Origin of the sequence: Klebsiella sp. 2019SCSN059 (assembly GCF_021739525.1) — a bacterium.
Taxonomy (GTDB): domain Bacteria; phylum Pseudomonadota; class Gammaproteobacteria; order Enterobacterales; family Enterobacteriaceae; genus Klebsiella; species Klebsiella quasipneumoniae.
The window spans coordinates 59,019-74,035 of record NZ_JAKKOM010000007.1; the positions used below are offsets into that span (position 1 = coordinate 59,019).

Consider the following 15,017-nt stretch of genomic DNA (forward strand, 5'->3'; position numbering starts at 1 on the left):
CTCCTTGCCGCTCAGCCGGCGAGGAGCGTGTCGGCATTCAGCGCCAGGTGCTGCAGCAGGATAATGGTTTTGGCATCCATGATCTCGCCATCGCGAATGGCCTGCAGCGCCCGCGCCAGGGGCCACTCCAGCACTTCAATGTCCTCACCTTCCGCCGCCAGCCCGCCGCCGTCTCCCTGCCGGTCATCGGCCTGATATTCGGCGATAAAAAAGTAGAGTTTTTCGGTGACAGAGCTGGGGCTCATAAAGACGGTGAAGAGGGGCTCGATGCGCGTCACCCGAAAGCCGGTCTCTTCTTCCGCTTCGGCAACGATCCGCGCCTCCGGCGAGGCGTTATCCAACAGCCCTGCCGCCGCTTCAATGAGATATCCGTCGTGACCGTGAGTAAACACCGGAAAACGGAACTGACGGGTCAGGACCACCGTCCGCTTTTCCCGGTTGTAGAGTAAAATGACCGCGCCGTTGCCGCGATCGTAGGCCTCGCGGCTCTGCTCCTGCCAGCGTCCGTCCCGGCGCTGCAGTTCAAAGGTATATTTTTTCAGCGTGTACCAGTTATCAGAGAGCAGCGTCTCGCGAACGTGTCGGACGTGCGGTGCGTGAGTTTGCATGTTATATCCCCTTTCAGATGACAGCAGGCACCATAACATGCATAATCGTGCATAAACAAGATCACTCGTGAAGGAAAAATCATGCTCGCCAGTCAACGAAAACAGCAAATCCTGCAGATCCTTGCGGAGGAAAAACAGGTGATGTCCGGGGAGCTGAGCCAACGGTTTAACGTCTCTGAGGACTCCATTCGCCGCGATCTGCGCGAGCTGGCGGCGGAAGGAAAACTGCAGCGAGTCCACGGCGGGGCGCTGCCGGTCTCTGCCGCCATCGCCCCTATTGAAACACGCAAAAGCGTGCAAATCGCCTCCAAACAGGCGGTGGCGCGCGCTGCCGCCGGCCTGATCCAGCCTGGACAGGTGGTGATTGTCGATGGCGGCACCACGACCGCGACGATGATCGGCTTATTACCCGCCGACCTCAGTTGCACGGTGGTCACTCACAGCCCCGGCATCGCCGTGGCGCTGGTCGATCACCCGCGAATCGAGGTGATCCTGCTCGGCGGCAAAGTGTTTAAGCATTCGGTTGTCGCCGTCGGCCCTGAAACGCTGGAAGCAATGGCGCGGATCAACGCCGATGTGTTCTTTATGGGGGTGACCGGCGTCCACCCGCGAGCGGGTTTTACCACCGGTGATTATGAAGAGGCAGGCATCAAGCGCGCGCTGGCGGCCAGGGCCGCGGAAACCGTGGTGATGGCCTCCCGGGAAAAGCTCAACGCCGCGTCGGCCTTTGCCATCGGCGAGCTGAACCTCGCCAGTACGCTTATCGTCGATGGGGAGCCCGACGCCGCGCTGCGCCAGCGGCTGGTGCAGAGCGGCGTGGAGATCGTCCCCGTTCAGCGGTCGCGCTGACGGGGCGTGGCGCTTAGTTGCCGCCGGACGTCCGGCGCTGCAGCTGGTCGCGCAGGTTCGGCGGGGTGCCCTTAATGGTCAGGGTATCGGTGGCGGGATCCCAGAATACGCGTTCGCCCAGCAGCATCGCGTCGAAGTTAATGGTCAAACCGCCGCCGCTGCCGGCAAACTTGGTCAGCTGACGTAAGGTGCTGCGATCCGCCGGGAAGCTCTCTTCCAGCTCGTAGCCCTGCTCGGCGGTGAATTCCTGGAAGCTCTTTTCGCTGACGCCGGCGAGCTCTTTGGACAGCGACTCCAGCTCAATCTCTTCCCCGGCCTGCAGCTGTTCATTGCAGTAAGCATAGACCTGCTGACGCACATTCTGTCGCTCGGATTTATCAAGCTGCGCGTCGGCGGCAAAGTCATCCACCGCCTGCAGCAGGCCGCGGTTCTGCGCTTTGGCGTTGAGACCTTCGCTGGCGCCGAGGAAATCCATGAAGAAATCGGCCACTTTGCGCCCCACCCGCCCTTTCAGGAAGGTCAGGTAGCGGGTCGACTCCGGGTTGGTTTCCCACTCGGTCAGATCGATGCGCGCGACGATATCGGCATGGTTAATATCCAGATAATGGGTCGAGCGGATATCCAGCTCTTCGTTGACGCGCATGCTGCTCAGGTTATTGAGCACCGCCACCAGCAGATACTCGACCGCCAGGTAACGATACTGACAGAAGAGGACAATGCCCCCTTCGGCGAACGGGTATTTCGCCAGCTCATCGCGCAGGCGGCCGGTCGCCGCACGGCTGAACGCCAGAAACTCCTCTTCCCCCTGACGCTGCAGGCGCAGCGCCTGCGCCAGTTCGCTCTCTTCATTGAACAAGCCATAGGCTTTGCTTTTGGCGCTATAAACCCGGTGCAGTTCAGCCATCATCTCGACGACCGTCGCATTCGGCTCCAGCAGTGACTCGCGCAGCACCAGCTCCAGATTTTGTTCATCACGTTTGATTAACTGATGCAGGGCAATCTGGTCGATATCCAGACTCATGTTAAACTCTCCTTTTAGACCGGGCGGTATTCAACCACCGCCGGGTTGCCGACGCAACTGGCGCCACACATTTCGACGTCATGACTGACGATTGGTGCGCTTTTGCGCCGCGGCGAAAAAATGCGGAAAAAAAGCTGCTGCTACGGTAATATGTTGCCCTTTCACGAACAAACAGATTTTGAGTTTATGCCGCAAATTTCCCGCTATAGCGATCAACAGGTCGAACAGTTGCTCAGCGAGCTGACGAACGTCCTGGAATCACACAAAGCCCCGGTTGACCTTTCACTGATGGTGTTAGGCAATATGGTGACCAACCTGATCAACAGTAGCGTCGCGCCGGCGCAGCGTCAGGCCATCGCCCGTTCTTTCGCGCAGGCTTTGCAATCTTCGATTAACGACGATCCAGCGCATTAAGGATAACAGCAACAGTATATGGTGACTCTACGTCAGCCCTACCGAGAAAAAGTCTCCCAGATGGTTAGCTGGGGGCACTGGTTCGCCCTGTTCAACATGTTGTTGGCCATGGTGCTCGGCAGCCGCTACCTTTTTGTCGCCGACTGGCCGACGACGCTTGCCGGACGACTCTTTTCGTACGTCAGTCTCGTCGGGCACTTCAGCTTCCTGGTGTTTACCAGCTATGTGCTGATCCTCTTTCCGTTGACCTTTATCGTGGTCTCGCAGCGCCTGATGCGCTTCCTGTCGGTGATCCTTGCCACCGCCGGGATGACGCTGCTGCTGATAGACAGCGAGGTCTTTACCCGCTTTCATCTTCATTTAAACCCGGTGGTCTGGGAGCTGGTCATCAACCCTGACCAGAATGAGATGGCGCGCGACTGGCAGCTGATGTTTATCAGCGTCCCGGTCATCTTTTTGATTGAAATGCTCTTCGCCACCTGGAGCTGGCAAAAGCTGCGCAGCCTGACGCGTCGCCGCCATTATGCCCGCCCGGTCGCCTGGTTCTTCTTTTTGTCGTTCATCAGCAGCCACCTGGTCTATATCTGGGCGGATGCCAATTTTTATCGCCCGATCACCATGCAGCGAGCGAATCTACCGCTTTCTTATCCGATGACCGCCCGACGTTTCCTTGAGAAACATGGCCTGCTCGACGCCCAGGATTATCAGCGTCGCCTGGTGGAGCAAGGGGCGCCGGAGGCGGTATCGGTCCAGTATCCGCTCAGTAACCTGCGCTACCGCGACCTCGGTGCGGGCTATAACGTGCTACTGATCACCGTCGACAACCTGAACTACTCGCGGTTTGAAAAAACGATGCCGGCGCTGGCGGCGTTTGCCAAAGAAAACGTGAACTTTACCCAGCATATGAGCTCGGGCAATACCGCCGACAGCGGCCTGTTTGGCCTGTTCTACGGCACTTCGCCAGGCTATATGGACGGTGTCCTCTCGGCGCGTATTCCCGCGGCGCTGATCACCGCTCTCAACCAGCAGGGCTACCAGCTGGGCCTGTTCTCTTCCGATGGGTTTAGCAGCCCGCTGTATCGCCAGGCGCTGCTCTCCGACTTCTCGCTGCCGAGCGCGAAGACCCAGAGCGACGAGCAGACCGCCAATCAGTGGATCGGCTGGCTGGACCGTTACGCGCAGGATGAGAATCGCTGGTTCTCGTGGGTCTCGCTCAATGGCACCACCCTCGACGATACGCAGCAGCAGGGCTTTGTCCGCCGTTATAGCAAGGCGGCAGGCGACGTTGATGCCCAGATCGATCGGGTGCTGACCGCGCTGCGCGAAGCCGGCAAGCTCGATAATACGGTGGTCATTATCACCGGCGGCCACGGCAAGCCGCTTAACGTCAAACACGACCCGTTCGACTGGTCGCGCGAGCAGCTGCAGGTGCCGCTGGTTATTCACTGGCCGGGCACGCCGGCCCAGGAAATTGCCACCCTGACCGATAACAAAGATGTGATGACCACGCTGATGCAGCGCCTGCTTCACGTGTCGACGCCGGCCAATGAGTATTCGCAGGGGGAAGATCTGTTCAGCGCCGCGCGGCGTCGGAACTGGGTCACCGCGGCCAACGGCGATACGCTGGCGATTACCACCCCGGCTATCACCGTGGTCCTCAACCATAACGGCACCTATACCACCTGGAGCCGCGACGGTGAGAAAATCAAAGATCAGAAACCGCAGCTCAGCCTGTTGCTGCAGGTCCTGACCGATGAAAAACGCTTTATCGCTAACTGATTGATTAATTATGAATCAATCGCGCGCGACCCGCTTGCATTCGCCTGGGGAACGGGTAATATTGTTCCCCACGCGTCGGCACGTAGCGCAGCCTGGTAGCGCACCGTCATGGGGTGTCGGGGGTCGGAGGTTCAAATCCTCTCGTGCCGACCAAAAATCCCTGAGAAACCAGCCTTTTAAGGCTGGTTTTTTTATGCCCCTCTTTTACGCCTGTTCCCCCCAGCTCGTTGAATTTGTGCCCTTTCCGCGCCACAGCGTATAGAGTACGACTATCCTGATGGTAAATTACGTCGTAGCATCTATTATTCGACCGTATGACTCATAAGCAGGAGCGGATGACATGAGAGTTAATGGACTTACCAAAGGATTTTTCATCCTTATCGTCTTCATTGTAACCCTGGCCTTTTTTGATGTTCTCTCACCCTATTATTCCGCCATCCTCTGGGCCGCCATCCTCGCGGTGATTTTCAATCCGGTCAAAAACAAGATGCGCCCCCGCCTCGGCGAACGTAACGGCCTTGCGGCGCTGATGACCATCGTCATTATCTGCCTTATCGTGTTCACGCCGCTGGCGATTATCCTGTCGTCACTGGCCTACGAGCTGAACGTGGTGTACAGCAAACTGCAGCATAACGATACCCAGTTCCCGACGGTGGTCGCCAGCCTGATCGCCCACCTCCCCGGCTGGGCCAGAAGCTTCCTCGCCGAACATAACCTGGATAGCGCGCAGCAGATCCAGCAGCAGCTCTCCGATGTCGCCCTGAAAGGCGGCCAGTATCTGGCCGGCAGCGCGTTTCTGATTGGTAAAGGCACCTTTGGCTTCACCGTCAGCTTCGGCATTATGCTCTACCTGCTGTTCTTCCTGCTGAAGGATGGCCCTCGCCTGGTGCTGTTGATCCTCGAATCTCTGCCGTTATCCAGCTACGTGAAGCAGCACCTGTTCGCTAAGTTCGCCGCGGTGGCCCGCGCCACGGTAAAAGGCACCGTCGCCGTGGCGCTGGCGCAGGGGGCGCTGGGCGGCTTTGCCTTCTGGATCGCCGGTCTGGACGGCAGCATTCTCTGGGGCGCGCTGATGGCGTTCCTGTCGCTTATCCCGGCGGTAGGCTCGGCCATTATCTGGGTGCCGGCGGCGATTTACCTTTTTGCCACCGGCCAGCTGTGGCAGGGCGCCTTTATTGTCGGCTTCTTTGTCATTGTGATTGGCCTGGTGGACAACATTCTGCGTCCGCTGCTGGTGGGCAAGGATACCAAAATGCCGGACTACCTGATCCTGATCGCCACGCTGGGCGGCATGGAGATCTACGGTATTAACGGCTTTGTTATCGGCCCGCTGATCGCCGCCTTGTTTATCGCCTGCTGGAATTTGCTGTCGGGGCGGGAACACGCTGGCAACACCGATGAAATCGATGAAGAATTTATTGAGGAAGCGAAAAATAGCCGTAATGAATAATTTCACCGGCAGGCCTCTGGCGGCCTGCCAGCGCCCCTGTTGCGCTCTGCGCGGCCGACGTCTTACCAGTAGATAACACTATTCATTTTGCAAAAATTGGTAAATAAATCTTAACATTTAGCAAAGTGATGATAGGCTATCTCTGTCAGGAACGAAAATAAAGGATGATCAACCGTGAAAAAAATCACTACGCTAGCCGTTTCTCTGCTGACCGCCGCCTGCATGTCTGCCGGCGCCCTGGCCGCAGACCAGCCGCTGGAAAAAGTCGCGCCGTTCCCGAAAGCGGAAAAAGGCATGAAGCGTCAGGTTATTCAGCTGCCGCAGCAGCAGGATGAATCGGCGCTGAAGGTTGAGCTGATGATCGGCCAGACGCTGGAAGTTGACTGCAACCACCATCGTCTTGGCGGGGAGCTGGAAAGCAAAACCCTGGAAGGCTGGGGTTATGACTACTATGTTTTTGATAAGCTGAGCGGCCCGGTATCCACCATGATGGCCTGCCCGGACGGCAAGAAAACGAAGAAATTTGTGACTGCCGGCCTCGGCGATGACGCCATGCTGCGCTACAACAGCAAGCTGCCGATCGTCGTCTATACGCCGACCAATGTCGATGTGAAATATCGCATCTGGCGCGCGGAGGAGACTATCGGTAACGCCGAGGTCCGCTAAGGCGCGCCATTAAAACGGCAATAAAAAAACGGCAGCCCGCAGGCTGCCGTTTTTGTCAGAGCGCAATATCCGCTATCGGCTTGCCGCCGCTCAGCGGCTTCAGCTCCGCCTGCGGGGCTTCATCCATCGCCGCGGCTGGCTCATATTTCAGCTCCAGCACTTCACTGGTCCACGCCAGCGCTTTCTCAATCTCCGCCGGGTTGCCATCAAGGCGAATACCGTAGGTCGGGATGATCGCCTTGAGCCTGGCCTGCCATTCCGGCGAATTAACTTTGTCCTTAAACACTTTTTCCATCAGCTGCAGCATGATAGGCGCCGCGGTGGAGGCGCCTGGCGATGCGCCGAGCAGCGCCGCGACGGTGCCTTCGTCATCGCTGACCACTTCGGTGCCCAGGCGGAGCACCCCGCCCTTCTTCGCATCGCGCTTGATGATCTGCACGCGCTGACCGGCCTGCCACAACCGCCAGTCCTCTTTCCGCGCTTCCGGATAGTATTCGCACAGCGCGGCCAGACGATCTTTGTCTTTCTGCATCACCTGGCTAATCAGATATTTCACCAGATCGAAGTTGTCCAGGCCGACGTTGAGCATCGGCAGGATATTCGAGGTATTGGTCGAGGCCAGCAGATCCCACAGCGAACCGTTCTTCAGGAAGCGGGTCGAGAAGGTCGCGAACGGCCCGAACAGCACCACGCGTTTACCGTCGATAATACGGGTATCGATATGCGGCACCGACATCGGCGGCGCGCCCACTTCGGCCTGGCCGTAAACCTTCGCCAGATGGTGGTTTACCACCTCCGGATTTTCGCAGACCAGGAACTGGCCGCCGACCGGGAAGCCCGCATACTCTTTGGCCTGCGGAATGCCGGTTTCCTGCAGCAGGGTCAGCGCCGCACCGCCAGCGCCGATAAAGATAAATTTGGCTTTAATAACCCGCTTCTGACGACGGTTGTCGGCATCCGCGAGGGTGACCGTCCAGCTCTTGTCGGCGTTGCGCTTGAAGCGACGCACCACGGTGCCCAACTGGAGGGAGAAATTATCATGCTTTTGCAGGCTGGCGATCAGCTGGCGGGTGATTTCGCCATAGTTGACGTCGGTTCCCACTTCCGTACGGGTGGCGGCCACTTTTTGCAGCGGGTCGCGACCTTCCATCACCAGCGGCGCCCAGGCTTTGATCTGCTGATGGTCTTCAGAGTAACGAATGCCGCGGAACAGTTCGCTCTGCTGCAGCGCCGCATAGCGCGCGCGCAGGAAGTTGACGTTATCTTCGCCCCACACAAAGCTCATGTGCGGCACGCTGTTAATGAATGATTTTGGTTTGTTCAGGACGCCGCGCGTCACCTGATGCGCCCAGAACTGACGCGAGATGTGGAAGGCTTCGTTGATGTCGACCGCTTTGTCGATATTGATGCCGTTGGCGGTCTGCGGCGTGTAGTTCAGCTCCATCAGCGCCGCGTGGCCGGTCCCCGCATTGTTCCACCCGTTTGAGCTCTCTTCCGCCACGCTGGACATCTGCTCAACCATGGTAATAGACCAGTCTGGCTCAAGCTCCTGCAGCCAGGTTCCCAGTGTGGCGCTCATAATGCCGCCGCCAATCAACAATACATCCGTCTCTTGCTCATGGCGGGTGTTGGTCCGAGTGCTGTTGGGACCAACCGCCTGTGAGCGTGGTACGGCCATCTTTTTATTCATCGGATTTGAGCCTTACTTTACTCGCTGTTTTTATTTAGCGCAGGTGATACGATTCTCACCCCTCACGTTACCACCGAAGCTCAAAAATTTAAATATTGTTTAAATTTTAAGTTCTGTTTTGAGATCCGTTATAAAAATGTTTAATAAATGTATATAGCAAATCACTTTTTGTACTGGTGCGCTGGTAGATTCCGCGCTATCATCCCTGGTTTTGTGACAGACCGCACGGAAGCTGGGTCTGACGCCGCTCCTCCTTTTTTTATAAGCTGCGAACTTTTTTTATGCCTCCAGTTTCTGACTCCGCCGCTTCCGGCAACCTGCGCACCATCCTCCGTTCTCCGTCGCTGCTGACGCGCGAAGCCCTGGCCGGCGTGCTCACCGCCCTGGCGTTAATCCCGGAAGTGATTTCGTTTTCTGTCATCGCCGGCGTTGACCCGCAGGTGAGCCTGATTGCTTCCGTGGTGCTCTGTCTGGCGATGTCGCTACTCGGCGGACGTCCGGCGATGGTCACCGCCGCCGCGGGCTCAGTGGCGCTGGTCATTGGCCCGATGGTGCATCAGCACGGCGTGGGTTACATTCTGCCAGCCGTCATTCTGGCGGGTATTATTCAAATTTTGTTTGGTCTGTGCGGCATGGCGCGCCTGATGCGCTTTATCCCCCCGGCGGTGATGACCGGGTTCGTCAACGCCCTCGGGATCCTGATTTTCTTTGCCCAGGTGCCGCACTTCTGGAGCCGCCAGCCGCTCATCGTCGGCCTGTTTGTCCTGACGCTGCTTATCGTCCTGTGGGCGCCGCGCTTTATTAAGGCTATCCCGGCGCCGCTGATCGCCATCGTCGCGCTCACTCTCTATACCGTCACCACCGGCCAGCTGCTGCCGACCGTCGGCGATGAAGGCTCGATGAGCGGTGGCCTGCCGGGATTCACCGCCCTGACCGTTCCCCTCAATCTTGCCACGCTGCAGATTATCTGGCCGTGCGCCCTCAGCATCGCCTTTGTCGGCCTGATGGAGTCTTTGCTGACGGCTAAGCTGGTGGATGACCTGACCCATACGCCGTCAAATAAATCGCGGGAGAGCGCCGGGCTGGGTATCGCCAACATCCTCGCCGGCTGTTATGGCGGTATCGCGGGCTGCGCGATGATCGGCCAGACCATCGTTAACGTGGAAATGGGCAAAGCCCGCAGCCGTCTCTCTACGGCGATCGCCGGCCTGGTGCTGCTCCTGCTGGTGACAGCGCTCAGCCAGGTGATGGCGAAGATCCCGATGGCGGTCCTGGCCGGGGTGATGGTGATCGTGGCGGTGAAGACCTTTAGCTGGCACAGCATTCGCCCGGGCGAGCTGGCTCGCAATCCGTGGCCGGAAACGCTGGTGATGCTGGTGACCGTCGCCGCGACGGTAGGAACCAGCAATCTGGCGATTGGCGTGCTGGCGGGGATCGTCGCGATGGCGATCATCCCCCGCCGCCTGCGGGCAAAAGCGCAGGCTACATCAGAAACAGCGTCGCCAGCCCCAGAAAAATAAAGAAGCCGCCGGTGTCGGTGATAGCGGTGATCATCACGCTGGAGCCGACCGCCGGGTCGCGCCCCAGCTTCACCATGACCATCGGGATTATGACGCCCATCATCGCCGCCATCAGCAGGTTGAGCATCATGGCCAGCGTCATCACTCCGCCAAGCTGCGGATCGTCATACAGCCACCAGGTGATGCCCCCCATGATCCCGCCCCACACCAGGCCATTAATCAGCGCAACGCCCATTTCACGCAGGATCAGGAAGGTAAAGCTGCCGGGCTGGATCTGCTGCAGCGCCATCGCCCGGACGATCATGGTGATCGTCTGGTTGCCGGTATTGCCGCCGATCCCGGCGACGATCGGCATCAGCGAGGCCAGCGCCACCAGCTGAGAAATGGTGTGTTCGAAGCCGTCGATGACCCTGGATGCGATAAACGCCGTACACAGGTTGACCGCCAGCCACGCCCAGCGCGTTTTTACCGCCTTGCTGACCGGGGCGAAGACATCTTCTTCATCGCTCAGACCGCCCATCCGCCGCAGATCGTTGTCGGTCTCTTCATAGACCACATCGACGATCTCATCGATAGTCAGACGGCCGATCAGCTTACCATCGGCATCGATAACGGCGGCGCTGAGCAAGTCATCACGTTCGAAGGTGCGCGCCACCTTCTCCGCCTCTTCGTGCGGCTGAAAGGTGACCGGATCGCCCTCCATCACCTCCCCCACCCGCTTCTGCGCATCGTTGAGCAGAATGGTCTGCAGCTCCAGCTCGCCGAGCAGCAGCTTATTGCGGGTGGTGACAAACAGTTTGTCGGTGTTCTCCGGCATTTTACCGAGACGCCGCAAATAGCGCTGGACCGCCGCCAGGGTGGCCTCCGGCCGCACCGTAATGACCTCAAACTCCATGATCGACCCGACGCTGTTGTCGGCGTAGCGCATGATCTGGCGAATACGGGCGCGCTTCTCGGCCGGCAGGGTCGCCAGCAACCGTCCGGTCAGGTTGCGCGGCAGATGCTGCAGCAGGTAAACCTGTTCATCGATATCCAGCGGCTGCATCGCCTGCAGCAGCTCGTGGTCGCTCATCTTATCGATGAGGTCGCCCCAGACGTTTTCTGAGGCTTCCAGCAGCACTTCGCCGCGTTTATCGTCGGGCACCTGGCACCACAGCGCGGTGCGGGCGTCATAGGGAAGCGCTTCCAGCGCATCGGCGAGATCCGGCGGCGGCAGATGCGAGACCAGGATTTCCACTTCGGCCAGGTCATCGGCGAGCGTACCTTCATCGTAACGTTCTGCCAGCGTCAGTTTGCCCAGCAGCGCAGAGGTCACCGCTTTATCGGTGCTCAACAGCCAAATCAGACGGGCGCGCTCTTCGTCACGCAAGCGGGCGCTTTTTTTATGCAAAACGGACATCGGTCGGGCAATCCTTTTGAGAATAGTGAGCCGGCCTGCGGGCCGGAAGCCTTAAGCATAGCGCGAGGAGGGGGAAATAATAACCGTCAGCAATGTAGACGCTGAAAATTTCAGCGGCGCCCGGGCTTTCCCCGGGCGCGCAGCGTGAATCAGGCCGTGCGGGCCACCGCATCGCGGGAGGCCTGCGCCCGCTCTTCGCCGGTGAGCTCTGACAGCTGCCCGGCACGCATCTCCAGCAGGCGATCGGCGTGCTGGAAGTAGTGATCGTCATGGCTGATGGCGAACACGGTTTTCCCCATCTGCTTCATCAACGGCAGCAGGACCTGATAGAACTCGCGGCGGAAATGCGGATCCTGATCCGCCGCCCATTCATCCAGCAGAATGATATCCCGGGACTCGGCCAGCGCCAGCAGGAGCGCCACACGCTTCTTCTGCCCTTTCGACAGCCGCAGGTCGCCGATCTTACCGTTTTCCAGCTGCAGCTTGTGGGCCATTTGCAGACGCTCCAGCCACGTTGCCACCAGCGCCGGATCGGCCTCCTCGCCCTGCGGCCCGAGCAGACGGTCGAACAGCCAGACGTCGGTAAACACGGCGGAGAACAGTTTGCGGTACGCCTCCGGTTTATCCGCCGCCAGCGGCTGGCCGTCCACCAGAATCTGACCGGAAACCGGCTGATACAGGCCGGTCAGGAGCATCGCCAGGGTTGACTTGCCGCTGCCGTTGCCGCCGATCAGAAACACCAGTTCGCCGCGTTTTAGCGTCAGATTAAGCGGCCCTACCGCAAAGCGATGGTCCGGATAATGGAAAGTGACATCGCGCAGCTCCAGCGTCTGCCAGTCAGCCTGCGGCTGCGGCCGGGGGAAATCGGCCCGGTAAGGGGCGAGGGAGAACTGGCGCAGCTTGTTGAACGCCACCTGGGCGCTCAGCAGCGTGGGCAGCGCGCCGACGGCGGAGAGCAGCGGCGTGCGCAAAAACAGCAGCGTCAGGGAGTAGGTCGCCGCCACGGCGGTATCGGCCCAGCCGAGGCTGTTGGCCATCCAGAACACCAGCCCGATGGCGCCAAGCATCATAATATTCGACCAGTTGACCGCGCTGAGATGGAAGGTATCGGCGCGAACGATGTGGTGCCGGTACTCACGGGCGTCCGGGAGGTAGAGCTGATTAAACACATACTCCGCGCGCTCGCGGTTGAGGGTTAGCTCTTTGCGCCCTTCCAGCACCGTCTGGTAGTCGTGATAGAGCTTATCTTCCGTTTCGCGCAGGCTGGCCATATGTCTGTAGACCCGCGACACCAGCACAAAACCGCCCCAAATGGTGAGCGCCATCCACAGGGCCGTCACCAGCATCATTTTTCCTGACAGCCAGGCCAGATAAGCGGCGGAGCCGAAGGTGAGAATGATCCCCTGCACCAGCTCAGGGAGGCGTACAAAGGCGATGGTAATATTGCGGATATCGCTGGTCAGCCCGGCAAGCAGCGACGCGCTGCCGATCTTCTCCACCTGTTCAATCTGGGTATCGAGGATGCGTTTCACAAACTCGCCGCGCAGGCGATAAACAAAATGGTGGCCGAGGGTGGTCAACGCCAGCTGCGAGCCCAGGGTCACCGCCATCAACAGCCCCAGCAGGCCAAGAAATTCCGGCAGCACCCGCAGCGAGGTATCGACAGTGGCGATCAGGCGCAGGTTAATAAAGGCGATTAAGCCGATACCCAGCGCGGCGCTGAGCAGGCTGAGGGCAATAACGCCCAGAAACGGCCAGCGATACTGGCGCCAGACGAGAGAAAGAAGTTCCATAACAGGCTATCCGGAAAAGCAAAACAGCCAGCAGTTTAAACGGCTCGCCGGTGACATCAAGAATAATTCTTATTTTAATCGCCGGGGCGGCCCGCCTGCCGAAAGGTGAGGTTATATCGACAGTCTCCGGTCTCGGGATGATGGCCCGCTTTCAGCGGCTGAACGCCATGATAAAACAGGCGCGACTCCCCGCCCCAGACCACCACATCGCCATGCTCCAGCAGCAGCCGCTGCAGCGGGTCGCTGCGCTGCATCCCGCCAAACTGAAAGATGGCCGGCACGCCCAACGAGACCGAGACGATCGGCGCCCGCAGATCCTGTTCATCTTTATCCTGATGCAACGACAGCTTTGCGCCGGGCTGGTAGCGGTTAATCAGACAGGCGTCGGGGGAAAAGCCCGGATAGCCGCCGGCCGCGGCTGCCGCCAGCGCCAGTTCACGGAATACGGCCGGCATCGGCGGCCAGGTGTGATGAGTTACCGGGTCGACCGGGGCGTAGAGGTAGCCGTGGCGATCGGTGGTCCAGCCCAGCCGGCCGCAGTTGGTCATCGCCACCGACATGGTGTACCCGCCCGGCGTGACCATCTGACGAAACGGCGACTGACGGGCGACGTCGGCAATCGCCTGCAGCAGCCCCGGAGCGCGCTCGCGGGCAAAGCGCCGAAGGACCACCGCGCCGGGGGCCAGCGGCTCCTGCCACGGTGGGGTATAGCTAAACAGATCGAGCATTACTCCTCCTCTCGTTGCGCCTCGCGCGCCAGCAGCTGCGCTTTTCGCGCGGTTCCCCAACGATAACCGGACAGCGCGCCATTCTCACGCACCACCCGGTGGCAGGGAACGATCACCGCCAGCGAATTCGCCGCGCAGGCGCCGGCCACGGCTCTTACCGCCCGCGGCTGGCCAATATGCTCCGCCACCTGGCGGTAGCTGCGGGTCTCGCCCGCAGGGATCTGCCGCAGCGCCTGCCAGACCTGCAGCTGGAACGCGGTGCCCTGCAGATCCAGCGGCAGCGACACCGGCCGCCGGCTGTCGTCGAGGTGGGCGAAAATCTCCGCCATCTGACGACGAAACTCAGGGTCGCCCTGGCGCAGCTCGGCGCGGGGAAAGCGCTGGCGCAGATCGTCGAGCAATGCAGCATCGTTATCACCCGGCAGCACGGCGCAGACGCCGCGTTCGCTTTGCGCCACCAGGCAGCGGCCCAGCGCGCAGTCGCCCGTCGTCCAGGTCACCACGGCGGCGGCGCCGCCGCGGCGAAACTGGCTGGCGGTCATCCCTAAGGCGGCATCGGCCTGGCGATAATAGCTGCTGCTGTCGGGGAAGCCGGCCGCCAGCGCGGCGCGGGTCACCGGTTTCCCCTGCTCCAGCGCCTCGCGCAGGCGTCGCGCGCGCCACGCCTGCTGCCAGGCTTTGGGGGTCATACCGGTCACGGATTTGAATAAACGGTGGAAATGAAACGGGCTAACCGCCAGCTCGCGCGCCAGCGCCTCGAGGGTCAGGGGCGCCTCCTGCTCCAGCAAGCGACAGGCCTGCGCCACTTTATCGATCCTTTGCTGCTGCGGGCAGGCTTTATCCGGCTGGCAGCGTTTGCAGGGGCGGAATCCCGCCGCCACGGCAGCAGCGACGTCAGCAAAAAAGCGCACGTTTTCCCGCCGCGCGCACCGCGAGCGGCAGGAGGGACGGCAGCAGATGCCGGTGGTCAGTACCGCAAAGACGAACTGACCATCGGCCCGGGTATCACGCTCACAGACCGCCTGCCAGCGGCGGTCATCGGTATCGGCAACTATCGGTTTCATCACGGGTCTCCTGCTGTAAGTGTATCCTCAGTCTGC

At 60.0% G+C, this 15,017-nt stretch carries 13 protein-coding genes and 1 tRNA gene; 7 read left to right on the forward strand and 7 right to left on the reverse strand.

Going from position 1 to position 15,017, the window contains the following annotated elements; genetic code table 11:
- Positions 1–11 precede the first annotated feature (11 nt).
- Positions 12–608 (reverse strand): NUDIX domain-containing protein, encoded by a 597-nt coding sequence (locus L2I46_RS10520; protein ID WP_236947841.1) that lies wholly within the window; start codon positions 606–608, stop codon positions 12–14.
- Between the two features lie 81 nt (positions 609–689).
- Here L2I46_RS10520 and L2I46_RS10525 point away from each other — a divergent pair, with 81 nt between their 5' ends.
- The gene (locus L2I46_RS10525) at positions 690–1,457 is read left to right on the forward strand and encodes a DeoR/GlpR family DNA-binding transcription regulator (RefSeq protein ID WP_080901693.1); all 768 of its coding nucleotides are present in this window, start codon (positions 690–692) and stop codon (positions 1,455–1,457) included.
- 13 nt (positions 1,458–1,470) lie between these two features.
- Here the strand turns inward: L2I46_RS10525 and yejK are convergent, their stop codons facing one another.
- Positions 1,471–2,478 carry a nucleoid-associated protein YejK gene (gene yejK, locus L2I46_RS10530; RefSeq protein WP_004144267.1) on the reverse strand — a complete coding sequence of 336 codons (1,008 nt, stop codon included), beginning with the start codon at positions 2,476–2,478 and terminating at the stop codon, positions 1,471–1,473.
- 186 nt (positions 2,479–2,664) lie between these two features.
- On the opposite strand from yejK, the gene L2I46_RS10535 reads away from it, so the two are divergent.
- From L2I46_RS10535 to eco, 5 genes are all read left to right on the forward strand, one after another.
- On the forward strand, positions 2,665–2,892 hold the full coding sequence (locus tag L2I46_RS10535) for a YejL family protein (protein WP_004195346.1): 228 nt from the start codon (positions 2,665–2,667) through the stop codon (positions 2,890–2,892).
- 18 nt (positions 2,893–2,910) lie between these two features.
- Positions 2,911–4,671, forward strand: a complete 1,761-nt coding sequence (gene yejM / locus L2I46_RS10540) for an LPS biosynthesis-modulating metalloenzyme YejM (protein ID WP_236947842.1) — start codon at positions 2,911–2,913, stop codon at positions 4,669–4,671.
- Positions 4,672–4,747: 76 nt separating this feature from the next.
- Positions 4,748–4,824 (forward strand) — tRNA-Pro (locus L2I46_RS10545).
- Positions 4,825–5,011: 187 nt separating this feature from the next.
- A complete protein-coding gene (locus L2I46_RS10550; RefSeq protein WP_236947843.1) occupies positions 5,012–6,121 on the forward strand; it encodes an AI-2E family transporter in 1,110 nt (369 codons plus the stop codon).
- 174 nt (positions 6,122–6,295) lie between these two features.
- Positions 6,296–6,787, forward strand: a complete 492-nt coding sequence (eco, locus tag L2I46_RS10555; protein WP_023290474.1) for a serine protease inhibitor ecotin — start codon at positions 6,296–6,298, stop codon at positions 6,785–6,787.
- A gap of 55 nt (positions 6,788–6,842) precedes the next feature.
- Here eco and mqo read toward each other — a convergent pair whose 3' ends face one another.
- The gene (gene mqo, locus L2I46_RS10560) at positions 6,843–8,477 is read right to left on the reverse strand and encodes a malate dehydrogenase (quinone) (protein WP_032453547.1); all 1,635 of its coding nucleotides are present in this window, start codon (positions 8,475–8,477) and stop codon (positions 6,843–6,845) included.
- A 281-nt stretch (positions 8,478–8,758) separates the two neighbouring features.
- Between mqo and L2I46_RS10565 the strand changes: the two genes are divergently transcribed.
- The gene (locus tag L2I46_RS10565) at positions 8,759–9,997 is read left to right on the forward strand and encodes a SulP family inorganic anion transporter (protein ID WP_023290476.1); all 1,239 of its coding nucleotides are present in this window, start codon (positions 8,759–8,761) and stop codon (positions 9,995–9,997) included.
- Here the strand turns inward: L2I46_RS10565 and mgtE are convergent.
- The 4 genes from mgtE to ada all read right to left on the reverse strand — a co-directional run bounded on the left by mgtE (position 9,960) and on the right by ada (position 14,981).
- Entirely contained in the window at positions 9,960–11,396 is a 1,437-nt protein-coding gene (gene mgtE / locus L2I46_RS10570) for a magnesium transporter (RefSeq protein WP_023290477.1), read from the reverse strand. The genes L2I46_RS10565 and mgtE overlap by 38 nt on opposite strands.
- A 149-nt stretch (positions 11,397–11,545) precedes the next feature.
- Complete coding sequence (locus tag L2I46_RS10575; protein ID WP_072420976.1) at positions 11,546–13,189, reverse strand: multidrug ABC transporter permease/ATP-binding protein; 1,644 nt, start codon at positions 13,187–13,189, stop codon at positions 11,546–11,548.
- A gap of 74 nt (positions 13,190–13,263) precedes the next feature.
- Positions 13,264–13,917, reverse strand: a complete 654-nt coding sequence (gene alkB / locus L2I46_RS10580) for a DNA oxidative demethylase AlkB (protein ID WP_236947844.1) — start codon at positions 13,915–13,917, stop codon at positions 13,264–13,266.
- Positions 13,917–14,981, reverse strand: a complete 1,065-nt coding sequence (ada, locus tag L2I46_RS10585; protein ID WP_236947845.1) for a bifunctional DNA-binding transcriptional regulator/O6-methylguanine-DNA methyltransferase Ada — start codon at positions 14,979–14,981, stop codon at positions 13,917–13,919. Before ada ends, alkB begins: the two co-directional genes overlap by 1 nt.
- Positions 14,982–15,017: the final 36 nt, after the last annotated feature.

Coding starts and splice junctions, on each gene's coding strand:
- yejK (WP_004144267.1), bottom strand. CDS start 2,478: ATGAGTCTGGATATCGACCAGATTGCCCTGCATCAGTTAATCAAACGT.
- mqo (WP_032453547.1), bottom strand. CDS start 8,477: ATGAATAAAAAGATGGCCGTACCACGCTCACAGGCGGTTGGTCCCAAC.
- L2I46_RS10520 (WP_236947841.1), bottom strand. CDS start 608: ATGCAAACTCACGCACCGCACGTCCGACACGTTCGCGAGACGCTGCTC.
- ada (WP_236947845.1), bottom strand. CDS start 14,981: ATGAAACCGATAGTTGCCGATACCGATGACCGCCGCTGGCAGGCGGTC.
- L2I46_RS10575 (WP_072420976.1), bottom strand. CDS start 13,189: ATGGAACTTCTTTCTCTCGTCTGGCGCCAGTATCGCTGGCCGTTTCTG.
- yejM (WP_236947842.1), top strand. CDS start 2,911: ATGGTGACTCTACGTCAGCCCTACCGAGAAAAAGTCTCCCAGATGGTT.
- L2I46_RS10525 (WP_080901693.1), top strand. CDS start 690: ATGCTCGCCAGTCAACGAAAACAGCAAATCCTGCAGATCCTTGCGGAG.
- L2I46_RS10565 (WP_023290476.1), top strand. CDS start 8,759: ATGCCTCCAGTTTCTGACTCCGCCGCTTCCGGCAACCTGCGCACCATC.
- mgtE (WP_023290477.1), bottom strand. CDS start 11,396: ATGTCCGTTTTGCATAAAAAAAGCGCCCGCTTGCGTGACGAAGAGCGC.
- alkB (WP_236947844.1), bottom strand. CDS start 13,917: ATGCTCGATCTGTTTAGCTATACCCCACCGTGGCAGGAGCCGCTGGCC.
- L2I46_RS10535 (WP_004195346.1), top strand. CDS start 2,665: ATGCCGCAAATTTCCCGCTATAGCGATCAACAGGTCGAACAGTTGCTC.
- L2I46_RS10550 (WP_236947843.1), top strand. CDS start 5,012: ATGAGAGTTAATGGACTTACCAAAGGATTTTTCATCCTTATCGTCTTC.